Origin of the sequence: Rhizocola hellebori, assembly GCF_016862955.1 — a bacterium.
GTDB lineage: Bacteria > Actinomycetota > Actinomycetes > Mycobacteriales > Micromonosporaceae > Rhizocola > Rhizocola hellebori.
Genome location: NZ_BONY01000001.1, coordinates 94,276 through 119,510, shown reverse-complemented (window position 1 = coordinate 119,510; position 25,235 = coordinate 94,276). Strand labels below are relative to the sequence as shown.

22 protein-coding genes are annotated in these 25,235 nt (G+C 69.5%); 14 read left to right on the top strand and 8 right to left on the bottom strand.

All coding sequences use genetic code 11. The annotated features are described in order from the left end of the window. The first annotated feature begins 20 nt into the window (after positions 1-20). Genes Rhe02_RS00510 through Rhe02_RS00500 form a run of 3 tightly spaced genes read left to right on the top strand, consistent with a single transcriptional unit; the run spans position 21 to position 3,234 of the window. The gene (locus Rhe02_RS00510; protein ID WP_203905986.1) at positions 21-2,105 is read left to right on the top strand and encodes a S9 family peptidase; all 2,085 of its coding nucleotides are present in this window, start codon (positions 21-23) and stop codon (positions 2,103-2,105) included. A 44-nt stretch (positions 2,106-2,149) separates the two neighbouring features. Continuing rightward, positions 2,150-2,668, top strand: a complete 519-nt coding sequence (locus Rhe02_RS00505) for a hypothetical protein (protein ID WP_203905985.1) — start codon at positions 2,150-2,152, stop codon at positions 2,666-2,668. Beyond that, the gene (locus Rhe02_RS00500) at positions 2,665-3,234 is read left to right on the top strand and encodes a hypothetical protein (RefSeq protein ID WP_203905984.1); all 570 of its coding nucleotides are present in this window, start codon (positions 2,665-2,667) and stop codon (positions 3,232-3,234) included. Before Rhe02_RS00505 ends, Rhe02_RS00500 begins: the two co-directional genes overlap by 4 nt. On the opposite strand, the gene Rhe02_RS00495 is transcribed toward Rhe02_RS00500, so the two are convergent. Further along, complete coding sequence (locus tag Rhe02_RS00495) at positions 3,227-4,519, bottom strand: MFS transporter (RefSeq protein ID WP_203905983.1); 1,293 nt, start codon at positions 4,517-4,519, stop codon at positions 3,227-3,229. The two genes, Rhe02_RS00500 and Rhe02_RS00495, sit on opposite strands and share 8 nt — an antisense overlap. 11 nt (positions 4,520-4,530) lie before the next feature. Beyond that, the gene (locus Rhe02_RS00490; RefSeq protein WP_203905982.1) at positions 4,531-5,793 is read right to left on the bottom strand and encodes a TMEM143 family protein; all 1,263 of its coding nucleotides are present in this window, start codon (positions 5,791-5,793) and stop codon (positions 4,531-4,533) included. Positions 5,794-5,864: 71 nt separating this feature from the next. On the opposite strand from Rhe02_RS00490, the gene Rhe02_RS00485 reads away from it, so the two are divergent. Further along, the gene (locus Rhe02_RS00485; RefSeq protein ID WP_203905981.1) at positions 5,865-6,809 is read left to right on the top strand and encodes an acetamidase/formamidase family protein; all 945 of its coding nucleotides are present in this window, start codon (positions 5,865-5,867) and stop codon (positions 6,807-6,809) included. Positions 6,810-6,924: 115 nt separating this feature from the next. Then, positions 6,925-7,533 (top strand): hypothetical protein, encoded by a 609-nt coding sequence (locus tag Rhe02_RS00480; RefSeq protein WP_203905980.1) that lies wholly within the window; start codon positions 6,925-6,927, stop codon positions 7,531-7,533. Here the strand turns inward: Rhe02_RS00480 and Rhe02_RS00475 are convergent. Genes Rhe02_RS00475 through Rhe02_RS00460 form a run of 4 tightly spaced genes read right to left on the bottom strand, consistent with a single transcriptional unit; the run spans position 7,530 to position 11,354 of the window. Further along, complete coding sequence (locus Rhe02_RS00475) at positions 7,530-8,393, bottom strand: S1C family serine protease (protein ID WP_203905979.1); 864 nt, start codon at positions 8,391-8,393, stop codon at positions 7,530-7,532. The genes Rhe02_RS00480 and Rhe02_RS00475 overlap by 4 nt on opposite strands. A 17-nt stretch (positions 8,394-8,410) precedes the next feature. Further along, on the bottom strand, positions 8,411-9,370 hold the full coding sequence (locus Rhe02_RS00470) for a VWA domain-containing protein (RefSeq protein ID WP_203905978.1): 960 nt from the start codon (positions 9,368-9,370) through the stop codon (positions 8,411-8,413). Then, a complete protein-coding gene (locus Rhe02_RS00465) occupies positions 9,367-10,338 on the bottom strand; it encodes a DUF58 domain-containing protein (RefSeq protein WP_203905977.1) in 972 nt (323 codons plus the stop codon). Before Rhe02_RS00465 ends, Rhe02_RS00470 begins: the two co-directional genes overlap by 4 nt. Continuing rightward, positions 10,335-11,354, bottom strand: a complete 1,020-nt coding sequence (locus tag Rhe02_RS00460; RefSeq protein ID WP_203905976.1) for an AAA family ATPase — start codon at positions 11,352-11,354, stop codon at positions 10,335-10,337. The genes Rhe02_RS00465 and Rhe02_RS00460 overlap by 4 nt, the downstream gene beginning before the upstream one ends. A gap of 133 nt (positions 11,355-11,487) precedes the next feature. Between Rhe02_RS00460 and ccrA the strand changes: the two genes are divergently transcribed. Genes ccrA through Rhe02_RS00415 form a run of 9 tightly spaced genes read left to right on the top strand, consistent with a single transcriptional unit; the run spans position 11,488 to position 23,178 of the window. After that, on the top strand, positions 11,488-12,801 hold the full coding sequence (ccrA, locus tag Rhe02_RS00455) for a crotonyl-CoA carboxylase/reductase (RefSeq protein ID WP_203905975.1): 1,314 nt from the start codon (positions 11,488-11,490) through the stop codon (positions 12,799-12,801). Then, a complete protein-coding gene (locus tag Rhe02_RS00450; protein ID WP_203905974.1) occupies positions 12,798-14,126 on the top strand; it encodes an AMP-binding protein in 1,329 nt (442 codons plus the stop codon). Before ccrA ends, Rhe02_RS00450 begins: the two co-directional genes overlap by 4 nt. Beyond that, the gene (locus Rhe02_RS00445; protein WP_203905973.1) at positions 14,119-14,373 is read left to right on the top strand and encodes a phosphopantetheine-binding protein; all 255 of its coding nucleotides are present in this window, start codon (positions 14,119-14,121) and stop codon (positions 14,371-14,373) included. The genes Rhe02_RS00450 and Rhe02_RS00445 overlap by 8 nt, the downstream gene beginning before the upstream one ends. Then, entirely contained in the window at positions 14,360-15,541 is a 1,182-nt protein-coding gene (locus tag Rhe02_RS00440; protein ID WP_203905972.1) for an MFS transporter, read from the top strand. Before Rhe02_RS00445 ends, Rhe02_RS00440 begins: the two co-directional genes overlap by 14 nt. Continuing rightward, positions 15,529-17,346: an asparagine synthase (glutamine-hydrolyzing) gene (asnB, locus tag Rhe02_RS00435; RefSeq protein WP_203905971.1), complete on the top strand. Its 1,818-nt coding sequence runs from the start codon at positions 15,529-15,531 to the stop codon at positions 17,344-17,346. Before Rhe02_RS00440 ends, asnB begins: the two co-directional genes overlap by 13 nt. Further along, on the top strand, positions 17,347-19,557 hold the full coding sequence (locus tag Rhe02_RS00430; RefSeq protein WP_203905970.1) for an alpha/beta fold hydrolase: 2,211 nt from the start codon (positions 17,347-17,349) through the stop codon (positions 19,555-19,557). Continuing rightward, complete coding sequence (locus tag Rhe02_RS00425) at positions 19,541-20,455, top strand: diiron oxygenase (protein ID WP_203905969.1); 915 nt, start codon at positions 19,541-19,543, stop codon at positions 20,453-20,455. Before Rhe02_RS00430 ends, Rhe02_RS00425 begins: the two co-directional genes overlap by 17 nt. Further along, complete coding sequence (locus Rhe02_RS00420) at positions 20,448-22,091, top strand: condensation domain-containing protein (RefSeq protein WP_203905968.1); 1,644 nt, start codon at positions 20,448-20,450, stop codon at positions 22,089-22,091. Before Rhe02_RS00425 ends, Rhe02_RS00420 begins: the two co-directional genes overlap by 8 nt. Continuing rightward, positions 22,075-23,178 carry a cytochrome P450 gene (locus tag Rhe02_RS00415; RefSeq protein ID WP_203905967.1) on the top strand — a complete coding sequence of 368 codons (1,104 nt, stop codon included), beginning with the start codon at positions 22,075-22,077 and terminating at the stop codon, positions 23,176-23,178. The genes Rhe02_RS00420 and Rhe02_RS00415 overlap by 17 nt, the downstream gene beginning before the upstream one ends. Here Rhe02_RS00415 and Rhe02_RS00410 read toward each other — a convergent pair. Together Rhe02_RS00410 and Rhe02_RS00405 are read right to left on the bottom strand one after the other, a co-directional pair. Continuing rightward, positions 23,148-24,572, bottom strand: coding sequence for a WD40 repeat domain-containing protein (locus Rhe02_RS00410; RefSeq protein ID WP_203905966.1), 1,425 nt, complete (start codon positions 24,570-24,572; stop codon positions 23,148-23,150). The genes Rhe02_RS00415 and Rhe02_RS00410 overlap by 31 nt on opposite strands. Beyond that, entirely contained in the window at positions 24,569-25,078 is a 510-nt protein-coding gene (locus Rhe02_RS00405) for a SigE family RNA polymerase sigma factor (protein WP_203905965.1), read from the bottom strand. The genes Rhe02_RS00410 and Rhe02_RS00405 overlap by 4 nt, the downstream gene beginning before the upstream one ends. Positions 25,079-25,235 lie beyond the last annotated feature (157 nt).

Here is a 25,235-nt window from a genome sequence, read left to right as displayed (position 1 = left end):
GTCCGAGGCATACTCGGGGGATGTCGACGACCTCCCTTCCCCGTCAGCTGGTCCGCACCCGGTCCTTCACCACCGGCACCCCGTCGAGTTTCACCATTGGGCCCGACGGTCAGCGCGTCCTTTTCCTGCGCAGCCCCGGCGGCGACGAGCTGGCGGGCTGCCTGTGGGAGCTGGATCTGAGCAGCGGCAAGGAAAGGCTGCTCGCCGACGCGTCGGTGTTGCTGGGCGGGGCAACCGAGGAGCTGCCGCCCGAGGAGCGGGTGCGCCGGGAACGGTCCCGCCAGCAGGGGCGGGGCATTGTCGACTACAGCACCGATCGCGACCTGCGCGTGGCCGCCTTCGCCCTCTCCGGCGACGTGTGGGTGGTGGACACCGGCTCCGGCGCGGCGCGAGCGGTCACCAGCCACGGCTCGGTCGTCGACCCGCGCCTTGACCCGACCGGGCAGCGGGTCGCCTACGTCAGTGGCGGCGCTCTGCACGTGGCCGAGCTTGACGGCACCGCCGATCGGGTGATCGCCGAGCCGGACGGCGACGAGGTCACCTACGGCCTGGCCGAGCATGTCGCCGGTGAGTCGATGGCCCGGCACCACGGCTACTGGTGGTCCCCGGACGGACAGCGGCTGCTGGTGTCCAGAGTGGACAATGCCGGGGTCGACGTCTGGTACATCACCGATCCCGCCGCGCCGGCCCAGGCCCCGCGGGCCGTGCGCTATCCCGCGGTGGGCAGCGCCAACGCGGAGGTGACGCTCTGGGTCTACGGCCTGGACGGCGCCCGTGCAGAGGTGACCTGGGACAGGGCCGCGTTCGAATACGTGGCGGTGGCCGGATGGGACCAGCACGGCCCGTTCACCGCCGTGCAGAGCCGCGACCAGCAGGAGGTGCGGACGCTGGGCATCGACGCGGACAACGGCACCACCACCCTGCTCGCCCGCCAGCTCGACGACTGCTGGGTGCACCTGACGCCGGGCCTGCCGGGCCGGACCGGGTCGGGCGCGCTGGTCGGCCACGCCGACCTGGGCGAGACCCGCCATCTGACCGTTGCCGGCGAAACCGTTACCCCACAAGGCTTGCAGCTGGTCGAGGTGCTGGGCATCGATGGCGAAGCGATCCTGTTCGTCGGGACGGCCGATCCGACCGAGCGGCACCTTTGGCTCTACGAAGCCGAGCACGGGCTGCGCCGGCTCAGCGACGAGCCCGGCGTGTACACGGGCGCCTACCGCGCCGGAACCCTGGTGTGCGTCAAGCGCACCCCGGCGAGCCCGCAGCGGATCACCACGGCCGGCCCGGTGGGGGCGCCCGGCGTGGAGGTGGGCGCGTTCCGGCACGAGCCGGTGCAGGCGCTGCGGGTCAGCACGCTGGTGCTGGGCGAGCGGCAGCTGCGGGCGCAACTGTTCCTGCCATCGTGGCACGAGCCCGGTTCGGGCAAGCTGCCCGTGCTGATGGATCCCTACGGCGGCCCGGCGTCGGCCAAGGTTCTCGCCGCACAGGCGCCGTGGTCCTTCCGTTCCCAATGGTTCGCCGAGCAGGGCTTCGCGGTGCTGGTCATCGATGGCAGCGGAACCCCGGGCCGCGGCCCGGCCTGGGAACGCGAGGTCTACGGCGACGTGTTCAGCGCGGTCCTGGACGACCAGGTGTCCGGTTTGGAGCAAGCCGCCCTGCTGAATTCCGACCTGGATCTGGGCCGGGTCGGGATCCGGGGCTGGTCCTACGGTGGATCGCTGGCCGCGCTGGCCGTGCTGCGCCGCCCGGACGTCTTCCACGCCGCCGTGGCCGGGGCGGCCGTCACCGACAAACGGCTCTACGACACGCATTGGAATGAGCGCTACCTCGGTCATCCCGACCGGTTCCCGGAAAGGTACGACGCCTGCTCGCTGCTGCTCGACGCCCCGAAGCTGACCCGGCCGCTGCTCCTCGTGCACGGGCTGGCTGACGACAATGTGTTTCCTGCCAACAGTCTTCAGCTCTCCGGCGCGCTGGTGGCCGCGGGCCGGCCGCACGAGATGCTGCCGCTGTCCGGCATCACGCACATGGCCGGCAACGAGGTGATCGCCGAGAATTTGATGCTGCACGAGCTGGACTTCCTGCGCCGCAGCCTGCCCAGCTGAGCACACATGATGATGTTGCGGGTGCCCGGCACACTGTGCCGGTGATGACTGTCGCGCGGGCGTTGCTCGCGGTGCCGTTGGCCGGGTTGCTGCTGACCGGTTGCGCTTCCACCAGGTTCACCGAGTGTGCCCTGCTCAAGCCGGAGGCGCTGCCGGCCGGGCTGGCCGGATTGAAGCTGGCGCACCAGGAGCAGGCCGGGTCAGAGTCGATCAGGTGTGAGTGGCGCGCGGCCGAGGCGGCGGGCGGCCCGGTAACGGTCAAGGCCAATGTCACCCAGCCGGTGAGCTACACCGAGGGTCAGACCAGAGCCGACTCGGCGATGGAGGACGACTGGGAACGCGACGATCGCGTGCAGGTCACGCATCGCGTTCCGGGCCTCGGCGATGGCGGATACCGGTACACGGCCATCTATGACGACGTGGTGACGGTCACGGTGAAGGCCTTCGACGGCTTCCGGATCGTGAAGATCGAGGCTTCCGCCCCGTACACGTCGGAGGAGAACCTCGCCGCGCTCGAAGCCGCCGCCGAAGCGGTCGCCTCGATGGTGGTGGTGGCCAAGTGAAACAACAGGTGTTCCGGATCGGTGGCATCCTGCTTTTCCTGGCCATGTTCGGCTGGGCGCTCTGGTATGCGATGTCGCCGCCCACCGGGCCGATCGATGCCACCGAACAGGGGCCGGGGTTGCCCTCGGCGTGCGTGATTCTCACCCCGGCGATGAACGCGGAGCTGGTGCCCAACGCCCAGGCGTCCCATCGCACGCTGACTCGGCTGCTCAGCGAGTGCACGCTGACCGGCGGCGGCCGTGAGCTGACCGTGAAGATCAACGATCACCTGGACCCGGCCGAGGCCAAGCGCAGCTTCCGCACCGAGGAGGAGATCCGATCGCGGTTCAACCGCAGCTTCCTGCCGCCCACCGAACATCCCAAGCTGGGCGAGCAGGCGTTGCTCGAGTTCAGCTTCGACAACACCACCGTCAAAGCCACCCTGATCGCCCGTCGCGATAACCGGGTCATCGAGGTGCGCTACACGGTTGCTCAGATTGTCCCGATTGGACGCGGCGCTGATCCGTTGTACTACCAGCAGGCTCGCGCCGGTGCCGAACGTGCCGCGGCGCAGCTGCTCAAGTAACGCTGGCTGCCTCGGGCTGCGCCGGCGCGCTGTCGAGCGGGTGCTCCAGCTCGTCGCGGGGCATCTTGGCGAGCACCACCGCCAGCACGGCCAGCACTGTGGGCAAAGCACCGGCCAGCACGAAGGTGGCGCCGACGCCGATGGCCACACTGACCGGCCCGGCTATAGCCATCGACAACGGCATGAACGCCAATGACACGAAGAAGTCCAGACTGGACACCCGGCCGAGCATGTGGGAGGGCACGCGGCGCTGCAGCAGCGTGCCCCAGATGACCATCGAGGCCGAGAAGCATGCGCCCACCACGAAGACGGCCGCCGCGATGACCCACACCCGATGGGCGAAGCCGAGCAGCACCAGCGGAAGGCAGCCCACGCCCCAGCCCACATTCATGACGGTCAGATAGCGCCGCGGCAACGTCAACGAGGCCGTGGCCAGCGAGCCCAGCGCGCCGCCGATGCCGAAGGCGGCCATGACGATGGCGTGCTGGGCCGGTCCGCCCCCGGCCCGATCCTTGATGACGAAAGGCATCAGCACCTCGAGCGGCCCCATCACGAGCAGGATCAGCACCGAGGCGAACAGCAGCGTGGCGAACAGCCACGGCGTGCGCACCATGTAGCGCAGGCCGTCGCGCAGATCGATCAGCGTGCCACGTACCGGATGGGAGGCCGCAACGGAACGCTCACGGTGCAGCGGAACCGGCCTGACCCCGATCAGAAACACGACCCCGGCCAGCTCGAGCAGCGCCACCACCGCGATCGCCGCGCCCGGCGAGGAGGCCGCGATCAGCGCGCTGGCCAGGGCGGGTCCGGCGGCCTGCATGACGGTGGGGCGCACCATGCCCTCGACGCCGTTGGCCGCAAGCAGATCCTCGGCCGGCAGGATCGACGGCAGCAGCGCGGAGTAGGCCGGATAGGTGAAGCCGTTGCCGACGCCGATCAGCAGCGCCACCACGGCCAGCTGCCACATCGTCAGCAGGTTGGCCAGCGCCAGCGCGGCCACCACGGCGATCGCGACCGTGCGCAGGCCCGCCACGGCAAGCAGAATGCCGCGCTGGGAAACCCGATCGGCCAGCACGCCGCCGAGCAGCGTGGTCGCCAGCATGCCGACCGCGCCCGCGGTGGCGACGAAAGACAGCTGGCTCGGGCCACCGCCCATGGCGATGACCTGCCACACCAGCGCGATCACCCAAACGCCGGTGGCGAACAGCGACATGACGACCGAACCGGTCAGGAGCCTGTACTGTCCGCTGCGGAACGGGCGCAGCGGCCCACGCAGCCGGCTCATGATTGCCCCCTTTACCTCTGCGGTGTGGGCTGCGCGCTGACGAACAGGTCGTCCCACACCCGGTGCAGGTGTTCCTGCGCCTCGTCCAGGGGCAGCGCCCGCAACCCGCCCTCGGCGTCCTCGCTGACCAGGGCCAGATCGCGCAGCTTGCGCAAGCCGTCCTCGACCTCGAAGTCGACCTGGGTGTCCCAGCGCTGCGCGAAGAATTCCTCGATGCGCCGGTCCAATTCGGCCACGTCGCGCCCGGCCTGCGGGCCGTCGGCGGTGCGCAGGAAGTGGTACGCCAGAAGCACCTCGGTGACCTCGGCCTCCTCGGCCGCGTCGAGCAGGTGATGGAAGACGCCCGCATCGTTGTCCAGGTTGCGGAAGTAGAGGTTCTCCGAGAGCGCCTTCATGAACAGAATCTTGCGGTTCTTGAAGTTCGTCACCTGCCGCACGACGTAGGCGCCGAAGGCGATCAGCCCGATCGCGACACTGATCAGCCCGGTCTTGTTCAAGACGACCGGCTCCTCGCGCAGCCCGAGCCAGAAGGCGAGCAGCAGCAGGAGCAACCAGCCGGAGGCCAGCAGCTTGGTGACGATCACGACTATCCCGGAGACCAGCGCCGGTATGCCGATCAGCAATTTGTCGATGCGGCGCATCCGGATCTTGACGTTGGGCAGGACCATCTCCAGGTCGTCACGTGGCACGTTCTGGAAGAGCTTGATGATGGTCGAGCCGGGACGGTACGGCAGCCTTTCGATCTCCGATTCGCGAAGTCCCTCGGCGTCGCGAAAGGTCGCGTAGACCAGGACCCGCGCGTAGTTGGTGAAGGTGACGGTCTTGCGGCGCAAGCCCCACCAGGTCGGGATGGTGCGGGTGCGGGTGGACTCGCCGCGGCGGAACAGAATGGTCTTGGTGACCGCACCCCGGTCGGCCGCGAGCCTGACCTTGAGCAGCGAATGCTCGTTGAACGCGCGCTCGAGATCGGCCGAGTCGATCGGGGTGAAGTTGGCCGCGCGGGCCAGCGCGGCCAGCTCCTCCTCGAGACGCTGTTGCGCGGCAAGCCTTTCCTTCGCCTCCAGCGGCGCGACCGCGCGGGTGTCGGCTTCCGGATTGAACGGGTGATAGGCGTCTTTGAGTGCCTCTATCCGGGCGTGAAACCGGTGGTGCAGCAGGCTCGCCAGCATGGTGGCGAAGGAGTGGAACGGCTCACGCTCGGCGTCGGGAAGCTGGTCGGCGCACATCGAGACGATGTCGGTCCTGCGAAATGGAATGAAATGCTCACCACGCATGTGCGGCCCCTCATGAGTCCCGGCGACAGGCCACTACCATAGCGGCGCGGCCGCGGGCGCATTATCTGACGATGGACTACACCCTTTCCCCGGACGACCAGACCTTGCACGGCTACTTCTCGCCCGGCTACCAGCCGGTGCTCACCATAGATTCCGCGGACACGGTGACCTTCAGCACGCTGGACTGCTGGTGGTCGGCCGGGCCGTATGCCGGTGAGAAGCGCGGCGAGCGGCCGCGGGTGCCGCAGCATCGGGAGGGGTTCGGCCACGCGCTGACCGGGCCGATCGCGATCAATGGCGCCCGAGCCGGGATGACGCTGGCGATCGAGATCGGCGCCGTGGTCCCCGCCCCGTGGGGGACGACCGTGGCAGGCGGGTGGCCGAGCAAGTTCAACGCCAAGTACGACACCGAGAACACCGAGGGCGTAGCCCATGCGTGGCAGCTCGATGCCGAGACGATGACCGGCCGCAACCAATTGGGGCATACCGTGGCGTTGCGCCCCTTTATGGGAGTGATGGGCATGCCGCCGGCCGTCGAGGGCGAGCACTCGACCATCCCGCCGCGTTGGCACGGCGGAAATCTCGACTGCAAAGAGCTCGTCGCCGGAACCACCCTGCTGCTGCCGATCCCGGTCGACGGCGCCCTCTTCTCGGTCGGCGATGGACATGCGGCACAAGGCGATGGCGAGGTCTGCGGCACCGCGATCGAGTGTCCGATGCAGACGGTCACGCTGACCTTCCGGGTACGCGACGACTTCGCCATCACCGGGCCGGTGGCGCGCATCGACGGCGGGTGGCTGACGATGGGCCTGGGCGACACTTTGGACGAGGCCACCTATGTGGCGCTGGAGGCGATGTTCGCGTTGCTGCACCGGCTGCACGGGTTGTCGCGCCCCGACGCCATCGCGATTGCGAGCATCGTGGTCGATCTGAGGATCACCCAAATCGTCAACCAGGTTGTCGGCGTGCACGCGGTCTTACGTGATGACGCGCTCGGCATCGCGCCCGTCGGCTAGACGTGTTCCCAGACGGGCAAAAGGCGTCATGGTGCCGTCCGCGCGGCGCCCTGAGCCCGGCGAGGTGACCTGACGCAGGTCGCGCATGGCGGCGAGATCACCTAGCATGATCCGCGTGCAGGACCTGCAGGCGGCCGCTCGGCCCGCAAAACGCTCGCGGCTCAGGCCGATAGCGGTGTCCGCGGTGTGTCTCGCCCTTGCCGCGACGGGTGGTTACCTGATCATTCGCCCAGCGGACGGCATCGTGGCCCTGGGGCCGCTCAAGGCGTTTGCGTCCGCCTACACGACGACGCCGGCGCCGAGCCAATCGCCCTCGTCTGAGCCCGCGTCACCGTCCGCGTCACCGTCCGCGTCACCGTCCGTGGCATCGCCACCGGCGCCAGCGAAAACGGTCAAACCAAGCACCAAGCCACCGGCGAGCAAGACACTCGCTGTGCAGGTCAATGGGCTCAGCATCACGTGTGACAATCGCGAGGTCAGGTTCTACGCGCAGATCAAGTCCAATCAGGAACTTGGACGGATCGTGCACCGGGTCAACACTGACGGCCTCTTTCCCGAGGCCATCAGCATGCATCCCGGTTTCGAGACGACGTTGATCCGCAAAGATGTGGTCTATGAGCCTACCGTTGTCTGGTCGCTGAGGTTCGAGGCGATGAGCGGAGAGGTGGCCACGAGAAGCGGAACAGCCAACAATCCATGCACGATGGGACCGGTGCTGCCCTAGCTGTTGAGGATCAGGCGTTCGGCCACCGGCGCGGCGCTGTCGATCGGGATGGCGAAGCCGATGCCGGTGTTGCCCGCGCCATCCAGGGTCGCGATCGCGGTGTTGACGCCGATCACCTCGCCGCGCGCGTTGACCAGCGGACCGCCGGAGTTGCCGGGATTGATCGACGCGTCGGTCTGGATGGCGCTCTGGCGCACCTCGCCCAGGCGCACCTCACGATTCAGGGCGCTGATGATGCCCGCGGTCACGGTGCCGGAAAGGCCAAGGGGCGCGCCAAGAGCCAGGACCGGCTCGCCCACCTTGGCCGCGCTCGAGCTGCCGAGCCTGAGCGTGGGAAGGCGGATGGTGATCACCTGCAGGACAGCGATGTCGGTGTTGCGGTCCCGGCCGATGATGGCCGCCTCGACGCGCTGGCCACTGTTGGTCACCACCTCGACCGAGACCGCGCCTTCGAGCACATGGCTGTTGGTGATCAGGTAGCCGCGGGCGTCGACGACGAAACCCGAGCCGCCCACCACATCGTCTGCGCGGTGCACCTCGACGGAGACCACGCCGGGCAGCACCGCGGCGGCGACGTCGACCATCCCGTTGGGGGTGCGGGTCGAGCGCGGCGCCGGGGCCGCCTCCCGCGAGGTGGACGGCACGTCGACGCCGCCGAGACTGTTCACTATGCCGAGAATGCCTGCCCCCACCAGAACGATGATCAGGACCACCATGGCCCTGTTGAGCCAGCGCCCCGGCTCCGGCGGCGGATCGCCCGGCGCGCTCAGCCGTGGCGGTGTCGAGGCCGGGTAGTGCGGCAGCGTGGGGGAGAGAAAATGTGGCCCGCGCGGCCGGCCCAGACCCTGAGGCGTGCTCATCGTTTTCTCCTTGAAAGTCAGGGCAGGCGGGAGAACCAGGCCAGCGAAGCGGCGGCCACCAGCAGCGCGATGATCAGGCCGTAGCCCACGACCCGGGCAGAGACATCGCGAAGCTCCATCTTGTACCCGATGGAGCTGGAGATCGCGGAGTAGACCTCACGAAGCTCATCGGTGGTGACCGCCTCGTGGTAGGTGCCACCGGTCTGTGCCGCGACCCGCTGCAGGGTCTCGCCGTCCACCGGCACCCGCACCGCCCGCTCGCCCCGGTAGACGATGCCGTTCGGGGTGCCGAAGGCGATCGAGTCGACCGGAACGCTGGCGGCGAACGCTTCCTCGGCGGCCTGCTCCGGCGAGCGCCCGGCGGTGTTCGCGCCATCGGAAAGCACAATGATCCGGGCCGGCGGCGGATCCTCGGCGGCGCGCGCGTCGAGGGTCTCGATGGTCTCCAGCGCCGCCGCGATCGCCTCGCCGATGGCCGTTCCCTGCTGCGTCACCTCCCGATCGTCGAGCCGTTCCAGGGCAAGCTTGAGCGTGGTGCGATCGGTGCCGGGCGCGACCACCACGGAAGCGTTGCCAGCAAAGGCGATCAGCCCCACGTTGAAGGTGGGCCGCAGCGAGTCGACGAAGTCGAGCCCGGCCTCGGTGGCCGCATACAGACGGTTGGGCACCACGTCGGTGGCCATCATCGAGCCCGACACGTCGATGGCGATGATGACCGTCGCCCTTTCTCTGGGTACCTGTTCGCGCGCCTGCGGCCGGGCGAAGGCGATCACCATGATCGCCATCAGCGCGAGGAAAAGCACCGCCGGAACATGACGCCGCCAGCCGGGCCGGGCCGGGGCCAGGTTTTCCAGCAGGCGCAGGTTGGTGAAACGGATCGCGTAGTGGCGGCGGCGCAGCTGCAGGACGACATAAGCGGCGGCGAGCGCGGCGAGGGTGAGCAGCAGCCACAACCTGTTCGAGTCAAGGAAGATCATCTAGCACCCGCCCTGGTGAGACGCCGCTGCGCGAGAACATGTCGCGCTATGTCGGCTACCCAATCCCGGTCTGTGCGTAACCGCAGGTGGGCGACGCCGGCCCGGCGCAGGCCGGTGGCGATCACCCGGTCCTGGGCGGCCGCGGCCGCGGCGAAGCGGCGGCGCAGCCGTGGGCTGGCGGTGGAGATCTCACGCTTACGGCCGGTCTCCGGATCGACCAGGGTCACCAGACCCACGTCCGGCAGCTCCAGCTCACGCGGATCGCTGACCTGCACGGCGAGCACGTGGTGGCGTGCCTTGAGCCGGCGCAGCGGGGCTTCCCAGGTGGCCTCGGTTTCCGAGACGCCGTCGAGAAAGTCAGAGACAACCACGGTCAGGCCCCGGCGGCGGGCAGAGCGCTGCAGGTCGGTCAGCCCGGCCACCAGCGACGTCGGGGCTTCACCGGCATGCCAATCGTGGGGGCCGTCGCGCCGGCCCAGCGCGGCCGGGGCCTGGCGCGGCGCTTCGAGCAGCTTTCGCAGCAGCCCGAAAAGGTGCGGGCGCCCGGATCGGGCCGGTGTGCGGTCCACCCGGCCGCCCCCGGAAAGGATCACCGCGCCGAGCCGGTTCCCTCCGCCCATGGTGAGGAAACCGACCGCGGCCACGGCCGCCGCCGCCAGATCGCGTTTCTCCCAATCGGCCGTGCCGAAGTCCATGCTTGCGGTCGCGTCGACCAGAACCCAGGTTTCCAGCTCCCGGTCGGCCACCGTGTCGCGCACGTGCGGGATGGTGGTGCGCGCTGTTACCGCCCAGTCCATCCGCCGCACGTCGTCGCCGGGGGAGTACTCGCGCCCGCCGGCCAGCTCGCTGCCGCTGCCTGGCAGCAGCCCGAGATGCTGGCCGGTGAGCAGGCCGTCCAGACGCCGGGTGATGGTCAGCTCAAGCCGGCGCAGCCTGCGCTGCATAGCCGGCTCGTGCGCCGAGGTCATCGCCAACCCTGTTCGTGGAACTGACCCGGGGCGGCCTGGGGCAGCGGCACCGCGCGCAACAGCTGCTCCACAATGGACTCCGGCGAGATGCCGTCGGCGATCGCGTCGAAGGACGGCACCAGCCGATGGGCGATCACCTCCACGGCCACGTCGTGGACATCGTCGGGGATCACGTAGTCACGCTGGCGCAGCAGCGCCAGCGCCCGGGCCGCCGCGACCAGGCCGAGGGTCGCCCGCGGGCTCGCGCCGTAGGCGAGCTGGGCGGCCAGATCGGGCCGGCCGAAGTCGGCCGGCTGCCGGGTGGCCAGCACCAGCCGCACCACGTATTCGGCCACCGCGTGGTGCACGAAAACGTTGCGGGTCAACGCTTGCAGCGCGATGAGCCGACCTGGGTCGAGCACCTGGCTAGCGGTCGGCGGCTGCGCGCTCATCCGGTAGAGGATGCCCAGCTCCTCGGCGGCGCTGGGATAGCCGACCAGAACCTTCATCAGGAAACGGTCCCGCTGCGCCTCGGGAAGCTGGTAGACCCCTTCGGACTCGATCGGGTTCTGCGTGGCGAGCACCAGAAAGGGCAGCGGCACCGGCCGCGACTGCCCGGCGATGGAGACCTGCCGCTCGGCCATGACCTCCAGCAGCGCCGACTGGACCTTGGCCGGAGCGCGGTTGATCTCGTCGGCGAGCAGGACGTTGGTCATCACCGGCCCGTACTCGATGTCGAACTCCTCGCGCGAGGCCCGGTAGATGCGTGTGCCGAGGATGTCGGAGGGCACCAGGTCGGGGGTGAACTGCACCCGCGCGAACGATCCACCCACGACGGTGGCCAAGGTCTGCGCGGCGAGCGTCTTCGCGACCCCCGGCACCCCCTCGATCAGGCAGTGGCCGCCGGCCAGGAACGCCACCAGCATCCGCTCGACGAGCCGGTCCTGCCCCACGATCACGCGTTTGATCTCGAACGTGGCCTGCTCCAGCAGGCGTGTCGTCTCGCCGGTCAGGTTGAGCTCGTCAGTGCCCGCCATGTGCCCATACCCTCCGGATTGGATGAGTTTCGTTCATCTAACACGCCACCCCTGAAAGGTACTAGGGATCCGCGCCTGCGCGGATTAGTGGAGGTACAGGGGAGTTCTAGGGCGGCTGCCTAGGTTGCCAGGGGTGACGAGCCTGACGGAAGCGGTGGTGGCCGGGGCTGGGGCGGCGGAGCTGGCCGGGTGCGAGGTGCCCCCGGAGTATCGCGCCGCGTTCTTGCGGCGCGAGGACGAGGGTGTCTTCGAGCCCGGGCAAGACAAGGATGTTCGGCGCACGTTGCATGTCGGCGAGGTGCCGATGCCCGCCCTGGCCCCGGACGAGGTGCTGATCGCGGTCATGGCCGCGGCGGTCAACTACAACACCGTGTGGTCGGCCAAGTTCGAGCCGATCTCGACTTTCCGGTTTCTGGAACAGTTTGCCAAGCAGGGCGGCTGGGCGGCCCGGCATCTGCGCGACTATCAGGTGGTCGGCTCCGACGCGGCCGGTGTGGTGGTGCGCACCGGGGCGGCGGTCAAACATTGGTCGGTCGGCGACCGGGTAGTGGTCGCCCCGCCCTACATCGACGAGCAGGATCCCTTGGCACAGCTGGACGGGATGCTGTCCACCGGGATGCTGGCGTGGGGGTTCGAGACGAACTTCGGCGCGTTCGGCCACTTCTGCGTGGCGAAGGCGACTCAGCTGGTACCCAAGCCGAAGCATTTGTCGTGGGAGGAAGCCGCCTGCAACACGCTGTGCCTGGGCACCTCCTACCGGATGCTCATCAGCGAGCGGGGTGCACGGATCAAGCTGGGCGACGTGGTGCTGATCTGGGGCGCCACCGGAGGATTGGGCGCCTACGCGGTGCAATTGGTGAAACAGGCCGGTGGCATCGCGGTGGGGGTGGTCAGCTCGGACCGGCGAGCCGATCTGCTGGACCGGCTCGGCTGCCACGCGGTGATAAACCGTCAGGACATCGGGACCGACGGCACCGGCGAGGTGAACCAAAAGGCGCTGGGGCAAGCGATCCGCAAGCTCGTGGGCGAAGACCCCCATGTCGTCTTCGAACACACCGGCCGGGCCACCTTCGGCGCGTCGGTCTTCGTGGCGCGCCGCGGCGGAACGGTGGTCACCTGCGGCTCCAGCAGCGGGTACGAGCACACCTACGACAATCGCTACCTCTGGATGAAGCTCAAGCGCATCATCGGCAGCCACGGCGCCAACTATCACGAGTCGTGGGAGGCGAATCGGCTGCTGTCGCTGGGGATGGTCGTGCCGACGCTGTCCCGGGTCTTCACGCTGCAAGAGGTGGCACAGGCCACCCGCAGCGTTCAGGTCAACGAGCACGAAGGCAAGGTGGGTGTGCTGTGCCTGGCCCCGCGGGAGGGGTTGGGCATCGAGGATCCCTTGCTGCGGGACAGGATCGGCGAGGATCGCCTGCGGCTGTTCCGGGACTTCGCATGACGATTCACGAGCTGTTCGCGCGGCGGGCCGCGCAATCGCCGGGCGCGGTCGCGGTGCAGGAGGGCTCGCTCTGCCTGAGCTATGCCGAGCTCGACGAGTGGTCGACGCGGCAGGCCAAGGAGCTTGACCTGAGCCCGGGCGACCGGGTCGTGGTCTGCCAGGAGCGCTCGATCGACATGGTGGTGCGGCTGCTGGCGATCCTGAAGGCGGGCGGCGCCTATGTGCCGGTGGATCCGTCCGAACCGCAGGCCCGGCGAGAAGAGCTGACCGCACAGGTGATGCGGGGAGATCCGCCACCGGATCTGGCCTGCCTCATGTTCACCTCCGGCTCGACCGGCCGGCCGAAAGCGGTGATGGTAAGCCATTCCAGCATCGCCAATCTGGTGACCAAACCCAGCTTCGTCAGCATCGGGCGGCAGGATCGCCTGCTGCAGTTGGCTCCGGTGGCGTTCGACGCCGCCACCTTTGAAATCTGGGGCGCTCTGCTCAATGGCGCGCGGCTGGTGCTCGCGCCGCCGGGGCCGTCGGTGCTGGTGCACCTGGAGGAGGCGTTGCAGGACAGCGAGATCAGCGTGCTCTGGCTGACCGCGGCCCTGTTTCACCGGCAGATCGACATGAACCCGGCCGCTTTCGCCGGGCTGTCCACGATTCTCGCCGGAGGTGATGTGCTTTCGCCCGAACATGTGCGCCGGCTTCGTGAGGCGCTTCCCGGGCTGCGCATCGTCAACGGCTACGGTCCCACCGAGACCACCACTTTCGCCTGCTGCCACACGGTTTCCGCGGACGAGCCGCTGGACGGGTCGGTGCCGATCGGACGTCCTATCCAGAATGTCACCATCGATCTGATCGATGGTGAGATGTGGATCGGCGGGGCCGGTGTCGCCCAAGGGTATTGGAACGCTCCCGAACTCACCGCCGAGCGATTCATCGGCGGCCGCTACCGCACCGGCGATCTGGCCGAGCGCCGCCCCGACGGAACACTTGAGTTCCGGGGGCGAATTGACAATCAGATCAAGCTTCGTGGGTACCGGATAGAGCCCGCCGAAATAGAAACAGCACTGCAGGCGCATCCCGAGGTGGGGCAGGCAGCCGTGGCGGCGCGCGACAACCATCACGGCGAGCGAAGGCTGGTGGCGTGGATCGTCCCGGCGGCCGGTGAGCCGAACCGGCGGGAACTCAAGGCGTATCTCAAGCAGCGACTACCGGAATACATGGTGCCCTCCGTGGTGGTGTGCCTGCCGGTGTTGCCGGTGACAGGCAACGGCAAGGTCGACCGCGGCGCATTGCCGGACCCCGATTGGCGAAGGAGAGATCTCTATGTCTGACCAGGTGATGGCGCTGGCCGTGGCGCGCGTATGGCGTGAAGTGCTGGGAATGCACCATGCCGGGCCGCACGACGGATTCTTCGATCTGGGCGGCGATTCGCTCGTGGCCACGAAACTGGTGGCCAGGCTGCGCAAAGAGTTGGGCATTCAGGTGTCGCTGCTGACCATATTCGAGAACCCCACCATCGCCGAGCTCGTCGACGAGCTGCAGGTTCTGGACGAGCTGGAGTCAGATGCCCACGCGTGACCTCAGGCTGTGGATGGCCGGGACCAGCGTGTCGCTGTTCGGCGACGCGGCGCTCTGGCTCGCCGCGGGCATGTGGGCCAAAGAACTGACCGGGTCGAACGCGTTGGCGGGCTTGGCTTTGCTGGCCTACCTCGGCCCGCGTCTGCTCAACCCGTTCACCGGCTATCTCGCCGACCGGTTCCGGCGGCGGCCGCTGATCGCGGGGCTGAACCTGATGCTGGCCGGGTGGGTGCTGCTCGCGTTGCCGGTGGGCGCGGGCCAGGTGTGGTGGCTTTATCTGGTGCTGTTCGGGGTGGGGCTCGGCTCGGGTCTGCACAGCGCGGCGGGAAGCGCGCTGCTGACCCAGCTCGTGGCGGCCCAGCACCTCGGCCGGACCACCGCGAAGCTTCGCACCCTGCAGGAGGTCGGGTTGCTGGCGGCCCCGGCGGCGGGGACGGCGCTCTACCTGGCGGCCGGGCCGCGAGCCGTGATCTGGTTGGAGGCCTTCACCTTTTTGGCCTGCGCGGCCTGCGTGTGGGCGGTAAGGGTGCACGAACCCGAGCCGATGCCGAACCGGCGCAAGGTGACCACGGAACTGCTGGCGGGGATGGTGCACCTGGCCCGGTCCGCGGCCCAGCGCGACATCGTGGCGGCGATGGCGGTGGCGCTGCTCGCGTTCGGCATCTTCGAAACCGCCATCTTCGCCCTCGTCGACCAGGGCCTGGGCCGGCCGGCCGCCTTCGTCGGCGTGCTGACCTTCGCCAAGGGGGTCGGCTCGGTGCTGGGCGGCATCGCGGCGGTGCGGCTGGCCCGGCACTGGGCGGGCGCGGAAGGCCGGGCAACCGCGCTGGGGCTGGGGCTGATCGCGCTCGGCACGGCCATTCTGCTGATGGGCGGGACACCGGCCGCGGTGGCGGGCCTGGTCGTGATCGGCAGCGGGATTCCCATGGCCATCGTGGGCCTGTTCACCGTGGTGCAGCTGGGCACGCCCGGCCCGTTGCAGGGAAGGGCGGTGGCGGCCGCGACGACCCTGGTGACCGCGCCGCAGGTGGCGTCGATCGCGCTCGGCGCCGTTCTGGTGTCCATAGTGGACTATCGGCTGCTGTTGGCGGCGATCGTGGTGGTGGTCGCGGCCGGTGCGGTGTTCCTGATGCGGCGCAACGTGGGGAGCGTGGCATGTGTGGAATAGCGGGAGTCGTCTGCTTCCCCGGCCTGGGGCCTGATCGGGCGCAGACGGCCAGGGCGATGCTCGACCAGCTGGCGCTGCGCGGCCCGGACGCGGAGGGGACCTGGGCCGACGAGCATGCGCTGCTGCTGTTCCGGCGGCTTTCCGTCATCGATCTGGCCGGTGGCGGCCAGCCGATGGTGAGCCCGGAGGGCGCTGTGCTCGCCTACACCGGTGAGGTGTTCAACTTCGCCGCGCTGCGAGCGGAGCTTCGCGCGCTCGGACACCACTTCGGCACCGCCAGCGACAGCGAGGTGGTGCTGCGCGCCTACCTGCAATGGGGTGAGCGTTGCGCGGAAAGGTTCACCGGGATGTTCGCCTTCGCCGTCTGGGATGCGCGAAAGCATGAGCTGCTGCTCATCCGGGACAGGTTCGGCATCTATCCGCTCTACTACGCGCGCCTCGAGTCGGGTCTGGTCTTCGGCTCGGAACCCAAGGCAGTGCTGGCCCATCCCGGCGTGCGCGCGCAGGTCGACCTCGACGGGCTGCGCAAGCTGCTGTCCTTCGCCCCCGTGCCGGGTCAGGGGGTGTTCCGCGGCGTTTTCGAGGTGCTGCCCGGGTCGGTGGTGCGCTTCAGCGAGGCCGGGCTGACCAGCTCGCGCTACTGGTGGCTGGCGGCGGCCCCGCACACCGACGACCTTCCCACCACCATCGCTTCCGTGCGCGAGCTGCTCGAGGAGAGCGTGCGTGCCCAGGTGGTCGCCGATGTGCCATGGTGCGTCCAGCTTTCCGGCGGCCTGGACTCCAGTGCCTTGGCCGCGTTGGCTTCCCGCGTCGTGGGGGCCCCGATCGCCACCTATTCGCTGGACTTCGCCGGGCACGCCGAGCGGTTTCGGGCCGGCGAGCTTTATTCGAGCCCGGACGCGCCGTTCGCCGCCGAGATGGTCAAGTGGCTCGGCTGCGAGCACACCGAGCTGGTGCTCGACTCGGCTCAGCTGCTGGACGACGCGACCCGGCGGGACGTGGTGCGGGCGCTGGACATGCCGTCGCCGGGCGGTGAGATGTACACGTCGCTGTATCTGCTGGCGGCCGTCATCCGGCAGCGGCACGTCGTCACGCTTTCCGGGGACGCGGCCGACGAGATTTTCGGGGGCTTCGTCTGGTACCAAGATGAATGGTATAGAAATTCGCAGACCTTCCCCTGGCTGCTGGCATCGCACCGGATGGAGCTGCTGACCGGCCTGCTCGACCGCGATCTGGTCAACCGCCTCGATCTGCAGACCTTCAGCAGCGACCACTACCGCTCGGCGCTGGCCGAGGTCGAAGGGCTGCCCGGGGAGAGCGCGCTTGACCGCCGGATGCGGGAGATGACCTATGTCAACCTGACCCGCTATCTGCCGGTGGTGCTGGAACGCAAGGATCGCATGGCGATGGCCTCCGCGCTGGAGGGCCGGGTGCCCTATGCCGACCATCGGCTCGTGGAATACGTCTACAACACCCCGTGGGCGATGCGCAGCTTCGACGGCAGGGAGAAGAGCCTGCTGCGCGCGGCGGTGAAGGACCTGCTGCCGCAGTCGGTGCTGGAAAGGGTGAAGGCCCCCTTCCCCACCACCCAGGATCCCGCCTACGCGGCGGGCCTGCGCGCGAAACTTGAGGCGCTGCTGGCCGATTCCGCCTCGCCGGCCTGGCAATTGCTTGACCGGCAACGTGTCGCCAAGGCGGTCCTTGGCCCGGACGCCACCGCCCGGCTGGGCGTGACCCGGCTGAGCCTGGACCTGGCGACACAGCTTCACGACTGGTTGACTTCCGGAATCCGGCTGGTGGTTTAGGTGAGGACGATCCCGCTCAGCCCGCAACAGCGGGGCCTGTATTTCCTGCACCGGGTGGCGCCGATGAGCCCGGTCTACCACGTGCCGGTGGTGCTTTCGGTGACCGGGCCGCTGGACGCCGACCGGTTGCAGCGCGCGGTGGACCTGTTGCAGCGCCGGCACGAGTCGTTGCGCAGCACCTTTTCCGAGCAGGGTCAGCACATCCACGCCGACCCGGAGCAGGTGAAGGTGGGCTGGCTGCCCGCGGCGAGCGTGCAAACCGTTGCGGCGGAACCTTTCGATCTGCAGCGCGGCCCGCTGTGGCGGGTGAATGTGCTCGGCACCGGGCCATACCTGCTGGTGCTCACCTTCCACCACGTCATCGTCGACGAGACGTCGATGGCGATCCTCGGCCGCGAGCTGGCGCTCGCCTACGGCGACCCGGCCGCGCTGCCGGAGCAGGGGCCGCCTTTGCCCGCCCCGGCCGTGGATCTGTCCGGATTGGACTATTGGCAGGGCAAGCTCGCCGAGGTGACCGATCTGCCGGTCGGCTCGGCCGGGGCCGGGTTCGACGGGGCGCGGGTGGCGTTGCGGATCGATTCCGCGTTGCTGGAACGGGTGTGCAAGGAGCATCGGGTGACGCCGTTCATGGCCGTTTACGCGGCGCTCGCCGTGCTGCTGTCCCGGTGGGCGGGCGCGCCCACGGTCGGGGTGGGCACACCGATCCCGGGCCCGGCGGGCGATGCGGTCGGCTATTTCCAGAACACCGTCGTGCTGGCCACCCCGATCGGGCCGCACGCCACCTTCAGCGAGGTTCTCAAACTCGCCCGCGCGACGGTAGCGCAGGCCGTGCACTATCGGGAAACCCCGTTCGACGCCGTGGTCGAGGCGGTCCGCCCGGCCCGCGCCGGGTTGCGCAACCCGCTGTTCCAGGTGGCCCTGGTCTACACGCGCGGCCTGATCGAGGACGGCTGGCAGCTGCCGGGCCTGCACGTCGAGCCGTTCGACTATGACTGGCCCACCGCGCATTTCGACCTCGCCGTCGCGGTGACCCAGCGCGCCGGTGGCCTGACCGGCGAGCTGAACTACAACACCAGCGTGTTCAGCGCGGCCGCCGCCGCGCAGATCGCTGGCCAGTATTCGGATCTGCTGGGCGCGCTGCTGGCCGAGCCGTCGCTTCCCGTCGCCACGCCCGCGCTGGAGCTGCCCTCACCGGCGGCCGCTTCCGAGGCGGCTCAAGAGGTGGCGCCGCAACCGTTGCTGGTGGCACAGGTGCAAGCCGTGTTCGCGGAGGTGCTTGAGCTCGAACCGGTGGCGGCCGACGACGACTTCTTCGAGCTGGGCGGGCATTCGCTGCTGGCGCTGCGGCTGGTGGAGACGCTGAGCGAGAAGCTGGGCCGGGCGGTATCGGTCGGCGACTTCATGCTCAACCCGACCCCGGCCGGGCTCGCCGCCTGCCTCGAGCACAGCCCGCAGGCCGGGCCGCCGGGCCTGGTGCGGCTGGCGACCGGAGACAGCGACGTCACCATCGTGCTCATCCATCCTGTTGGCGGCACGCTTTTCTGCTACTCGGAACTGATCGCCGCGCTGCCGCCCGGCGTCAACGCGGTCGGCTTCGAGCGAATCACCGGCGCCCATCCCGGTGACCGATCGCTGGAGTCGATCGCCGAACGCTATGCGGCGGCGCTGAAACAGACCGAGGCGTCGCGCTTCGTCGTGGTGGGCTGGTCGCTGGGCGGGATGATCGCGCACGAGGTCGCGGCGCGGTTGCCCGCCGCGCGCCTGGTGTTGCTCGACGCGTGGTCGATGAGCGCCCCGGACCAGCGCGACCAGCTGTCGGCCCACGGCGCGCAGCTGGTCTCCGCGGCCTCCCGGATCACCCGTGCCGGGCTGTCCATAGTGGACGAGCTGCTAGAGACGCTGAGCCCGTTGGGGGTGGACGTCGGCGCGCTGCGCCAGACCCCAGCCGCACAGGTTGCCGCAATGATGCGGGACTGGGCCGGGCTGCTGACGCTGGCGTCCCGGCACGATCTGCAGCCGGGCGCGGTGAAGGCGGTCCTGTATACCGGCGCGGACAATGGGCCGGGCGTGGGCGAGGCGATGGCCGCCAGCTGGTCGGGGCTGTGCGCCGGGCTGTGGCACGAAACCGTGCCCGGCGACCACTTCGAGGTCCTGCGCTCGCCCGCGGTGACCCGGATCGCGGCGGGGCTCACGGGTGAGTACGGTGCTTGACACCTGGTACGAGGCGGCGGGTGTGCGCAACCAGATCCGCCGGATGCTGACCGAGGACAGGGAGCTGGGCCTGGTGCCCTTCCCCGAACATCTCACACCCTTCCTCGACCATCGCCACGTCAAGGAGCTGGGGCCGCAGGCGCGGCAGGTGCTGCTGACCCGCCAGCTCTACCAGTACATGCTTTTCACGGTCAACCTGGAGACCCGAGTGGTCAATCGCGGCATGCTGCTGGTCAGCGAGGATCGCGAGGCGGGAAGAGGGATCCGGCAGGACGCGCTGAAGATCTACATCGACGAGGGCTACCACGCGCTCTACTCGATGGACGTCCTGCACCAGATCGAGGAGTCGAGCGGGGTCACGGCGCTGCCGTACCACTTCGCGCCGCGGCTGCGCCGGCTCGACGAGGTGGCCGGGCATTTCCTTGCCCAGCAACGGGAGCTGGCCCATGTGCTGCAGGTGGCCGCCTTCGAGACCATGGTGACCTCGCTGCTGCTGGAGATCCCGCGCGACCGGGGCGTCTACCACCTGGTGCGGGAGGTGGTCGGCGACCACGCCCGCGACGAGGCGCAGCATCACGCGTTCTTCGTCCGCTACTTCCGTGAGCTGTGGACACACCTGCCCACCTCGATCCGGCCGGCGGTGGCGCGAGCGATGCCGCACTTCATCGACGCCTGCGTGCGGCCCGATCTGGCGCCTATCCGCGAATCGCTTGCCGCGGTGGGGCTTTCGGCGATGGATGTGGAAGAGGTGATCGCCGACTCGTACCCGGAGGCGGTGCTGCGCGACACGGTGCGCACCGCGGGAAGGCACACCCTCAAGCTTTGCGAGTCGGTGGGCGCGTTCGACCTTCCCGGCGCAAGAGACGAGCTGCACCGCCTCGGGCTCGCCGATGGATGAGCTGACGTTGGCGCAACAGGCCATCTGGTTCGAAGGCGTGCTGCGTCCAGAGGTCAGCAACACCGGCTTCTTCTCGGTGTCGCTGACCGGTGAGGCCGACCTCGCCCTGATCCTGCGCTCGTGCGCGGCCATCGTGGCCCGCCATCCCGCGCTGCGGTGCCTGGTCCGGCTGGTCGACGGGCAGCCGTGGCTGCAAGAGCTGCCGTCCTGGACTCCGATCGGCTTCCAGACGCTCGACCTGGAGTGCCCGCCGGGTGAGGAGATGACCGCATCCGCCGCGTGGCAGGTCGCCGCCGGGAAGCAGTCGTGGGACCTGACCCGCGAGACACCCATCCATTTCACCCTGCTGCGGCACGGTCCCGGCCGGTGCACGCTGGTGGTGGCGGCGCATCACCTGTGCTTCGACGGGCGGTCCAAATTCCTCTTCGCCCGCGAGTTCGGGTGCCTGATGTCCGGTGGGCAGCTGGACCCGGGCCCGGTGCCGACCTTCCGGCCGCTGCCCGATCTGGAGGCGCTGCACGAAGCCAACGTTTTTTGGGGCTCGCTCGATCTGGGATCGGTTGCGCCGCTTGGCCTTCCGCACGGCCCCGGGCCCGACGGCGGCGGCCCGATCGGCACGGTCGACTTCGGCTTGCCCAGCGGCACCCAGGAAACGCTGCGTGAGCTGGCCGCGGCGGCCGGGACCAATCTGTTCGGCGGGCTGCTGGCCGCCCTCGGCTGCCTGTTCTACGCCTACGGCAACGAGCGCATGGTGTTCACGCTTCCGGCCGATGTCAGCTCCCGGCTGGGCCCGCCTTCCATCGGGCTGGCCGTGAATTCGGTTCCGGTCTACCTGCAGCTGCCCCGGGCGGCCACCTTCGCCGAGGCGCTGGCGGCCGGCCGGGAGGCCTGCGCTCAGGTGAGGCGGTTCCGGTCGGTGCCGTTCACCCGGCTCGCCGCGGCCGGCGCCCGCAACCTGTTCGGCAGCGTTTCGGTCTCGTTCATGCGGGCCGCCGTGGACATCCCGGCCATCGCGGGCCTACAGGCGCGCTGGAACTTCTTGGCCCCCAACACCGCGCAGACCTGCGATCTCATGTTCCATCTGCGCGACGCCCCCGACGGCATCCCGGCCCGGCTCGACCACCGCCGCCAGGCGGTCGGTCCCGAGGTGGCCCAGCGCGTGGTCACCGACTTGGAGACGATTCTGGCTGCGGCGCTTAAGGATCCGGCCCGCCGGGTGGACGAGCTGCTGCGCCCGGCCCGGCCCACCGCGCACCTGCTCGTGGTCGGCCCCGGCGGGAATCCGCTGCCGCCGGGGCTCGACGGCCAGCTCGTCATGGAGGGCGAGTACGCCTCGCGCGAGGTCTTCGGCCGGGCAAGGGTCGGGCCGTCAGGCGAAATTGTGTTCCTGGGCAACGAATCCGACACCATCACCTGGGCCGGGCTGTCGGTGAACCTGCGCGAGGCCGAACGCCTGCTCATGCTCCAGCCCGGGGTCGCCTCGGCCAGCGCCTGGCGCGACGGCAACGCCTTCGCGGTAAGGGTGACCGCGCGCCGGGGCCACCGGCCCGATCCGACCGCGCTGCGGCGCTTGCTCAAGCGGCCGGGCTGGCTGCGGCTGTCCACTTTGGAGCTGGCCGATGGTCAACCTGGCTGACCCAGCGCTGCACGCGAGCCAGGACCTGTCGGGCTTCTGGCGCAAGCTGCGCCGCGATGATCCGATTCACCGGGATCCCGGCGGGTTCTGGGTGGTGACCCGGCATGCCGACGTGGTGGCCATCGCCCGCGACCCGCACACCTTCACCTCTGAACGCGGCAACGTTCTGGCCAGCCTGCTCTCCGGCGGTGACACCGGCTCGGGGGCGATGATGGCGGTGAGCGACGGGGCCGCGCACGCCCGCCTGCGTGGCATTCTGGGCAAAGCCTTCACCCCCAAGGCGCTTTCCGTGCTGGCCACCCAGATCGCGCTGAGTGCCAAGACGCTGGTCGCCCAGGCCGCCGCGGGCGAGACCGACTTCGCCCGCGAGGTCTCGGCCCGCCTGCCCATCGCCGTCATGGGCTCGCTTCTCGGCCTGCCCAGCGCCGATTGGGGGTACCTGGCGAGCCTCACCGAAGCCGCCCTGGCCGGCCAGGATCCGGCCGGCACCTGGCGGGCGCGAAACGAGATCCTGGTGTACTTCGCTTCCACCACCACCGATCCCGGTGTTCTCCCGGCGCTGCTGAGCCGGCTGAGCGAAGACGAGATCCTGCTCAACTGTTACAGCCTGCTGCTGGGCGGAGACCAGACCACCCGCCTCGCGCTGACCGGGGCCGTCGCCGCGCTGGCCTGCCACCCGGCGCAATGGCAGCAGCTGCGCCGGGGCGCGGTGGCGCAGAGCACCGCGGTCGAGGAGGTGTTGCGCTGGACCACCCCGGCCCTGCACTCGGGCCGGGTGGTCACCCGCGACCGGCCGCCCTTCCGCACCGGCGACATCGTCACCTCCTGGTACGCCTCGGCCAACTTCGACGAGGAAGAGTTCGCCGAGCCCGATCGCTTCGATCTGGGCCGCACCCCCAACCGTCACCTGACCTTCGGGCACGGCCCGCACTTCTGCCTCGGCGCGCACCTGGCCCGCGTCGAGATAGCCGCCGTCCTGGAAGCGTTGCGCGAACACGTCCACACCATCGAGGTGACCGGGGCGCCGCGCCGGGTCGAGTCGAACTTCCTCTCCGGCTACACCTCATTGCCGGTCACGTTGCGCTGACGCCGGCGGCGGCGACGCCAGCCCGTCACGACGCTCGCGATGACGATCACCAGGCACAGCTCGCCGACCTGACCGACCGGCCAGTACACCGCCAGCACGATGCGGACGGCACCTTCGAAGACGGTCGGGGAGGGGCCGCCGAATCGGTCGAGCAGATCTGCTGGTACCTCAACAAAAAGCGCGCTCGCAGGAAGCTCGACGAGCCGGTGCCGGCTGCCGTCGGCGCGGAATTCGAGGAGCTCGACCCCGCCGACGGTCCACCAGTCGGTCTCCGACCAGTAGGTGTCGCCGGTCCGCCGGACCGCGTCCATCTCCGGCGAGTAAACGGCCACCACCGCGTCGCCGTCGCGCTGCCAGCCCAGCATCCGCGCGGCCAAACCCATGGCGGGGGCCAGCTGTGGGCCCGCCGTGGGCTGACCGGTCTGCGCGTCGAGGTACTCGACCTGGAACAGGCGCTGGCTCAGTTGCGTCTCGTCGCACGGTGGCTCCTCGCAGCCGCCTATGTAGTACACAGCGATGCGGCTGCCGTCGGGCAGCCACGCCCCCGGCCCGGCGATTCGGTCGCGGGAGCTGAGCGTGGCGAGCTTGCGCCACGAGCTATCGCCAAGCCCGATGACGTAAAGGTCGGTCTCGGTGGCGATCGCGAGCCGTGCGCCGTCGGCGGAGAAGGCGGCATAGTTGCCGGCGCGCGCCCTGCCGTTGACCGGGGGCAGCTGGCGCAGCTCGCCGGTCTGCACGTCGAGCAAACGCAGGCTGCCCACCCACTGCGGCCTGTCCGGCACGGACTCCTCGACGAGGATCGACCGGCCGTCGGGCGCCCAAGCCACCGGACCGCCGCCGGAATGCAGCACGGCCTTGCCGGTGCTGAGGTCGACTATGGCGACCTGCTGCTCGCCGGAGGAAGGCCAATGCGTGCCTTCGATCCACGGCATCCCGGCCAGGTAGCGTCCGTCGGGGGAGAGCAGGAGGCCACCGGCGCCTGCCGTGGTTTCACCGACCGTGCGAGCGAGGCGGTAACTGCCGTTCTGCCCGACGATCAGGCTGCGTCCCTCCCAGCCCCAGATGTCGCTGCCGCGCAGCTCACGGTCTCCGGCGACGAGGATGGCGGCGGGGCCGCCCGGCGCCTCGACGATGGTGTCCTCACCGGTCAGCGGCGGATAGACCCGCGACGGCACGATGGGCCGCTGCTGGTCGGCCGGAGGCATGCTCTGCCAGCCCGAGCCGGACAGCAGCAGGGGCCCTGCCGCGATCACCATCAGCACCGCGGCCACGGCGGTGACGACCCTGATCCGGCGGCGGCGCTTGCCTTTGCGCCAGGTGGCCGGATCGATGGTGGCCGGACGGGACTGCTCGGCGAGAGCGGTAAGCACAGCGGTCAACCGTGTCTCGGTCATGCCTTCACCTCCAACAGGTCAGCCAGCTCCGGGGCCAGCTGGCGCAACCGGGCCAGGCCGTCGCGAACCTGGCTTTTGACCGTGCCCACCCGGCAGCCCAGAATCTCGGCCGTCTGCGCTTCGGTGAGATCCTCGAAGTAGCGCAGCACCAAGGCGGCTCTCTGTTTCGGGGCCAGCTTGGCCAGCGCGCGCTGCACGACCAGGGTCACCCCGATCTGGTCGGCCCTGTCGTCGACCGGCCGGTCTGCTCCGCTCAGCGAGACCTGGGTCAGCCGCCGCGCCTGCCGCCACCACGACACATGCTGGTGGTAGAGCACCCGGCGCACATAGGGGTCGGGGTCGCCCTGCGCCGCCACCCGCTGCCAAACCCCGGCCACCCGCAGAAACGTCTGCTGGACCAGGTCCTCGGCCAGGTGGTGGTCGCCGGTCAGCAGGTAGGCGACCCGCGACAACGCCGCGGTGCGTGCCTGCACATAAACCTCAAAAGACGCCCGATCGGCCTCCACAGCCCACCTCCACCCCCTCACACGCCAGCACCCCCGGCCAAGGAGGGGTGGAAGGGCGAAGCTTAGGCGACGGTTTCGACGGTGTCCTATTGCGGACCAAGGTGTGACAACTCTCGATCTGAGCCTTCACGCTGGGGCGGCGAACTCCTTTTGCCGC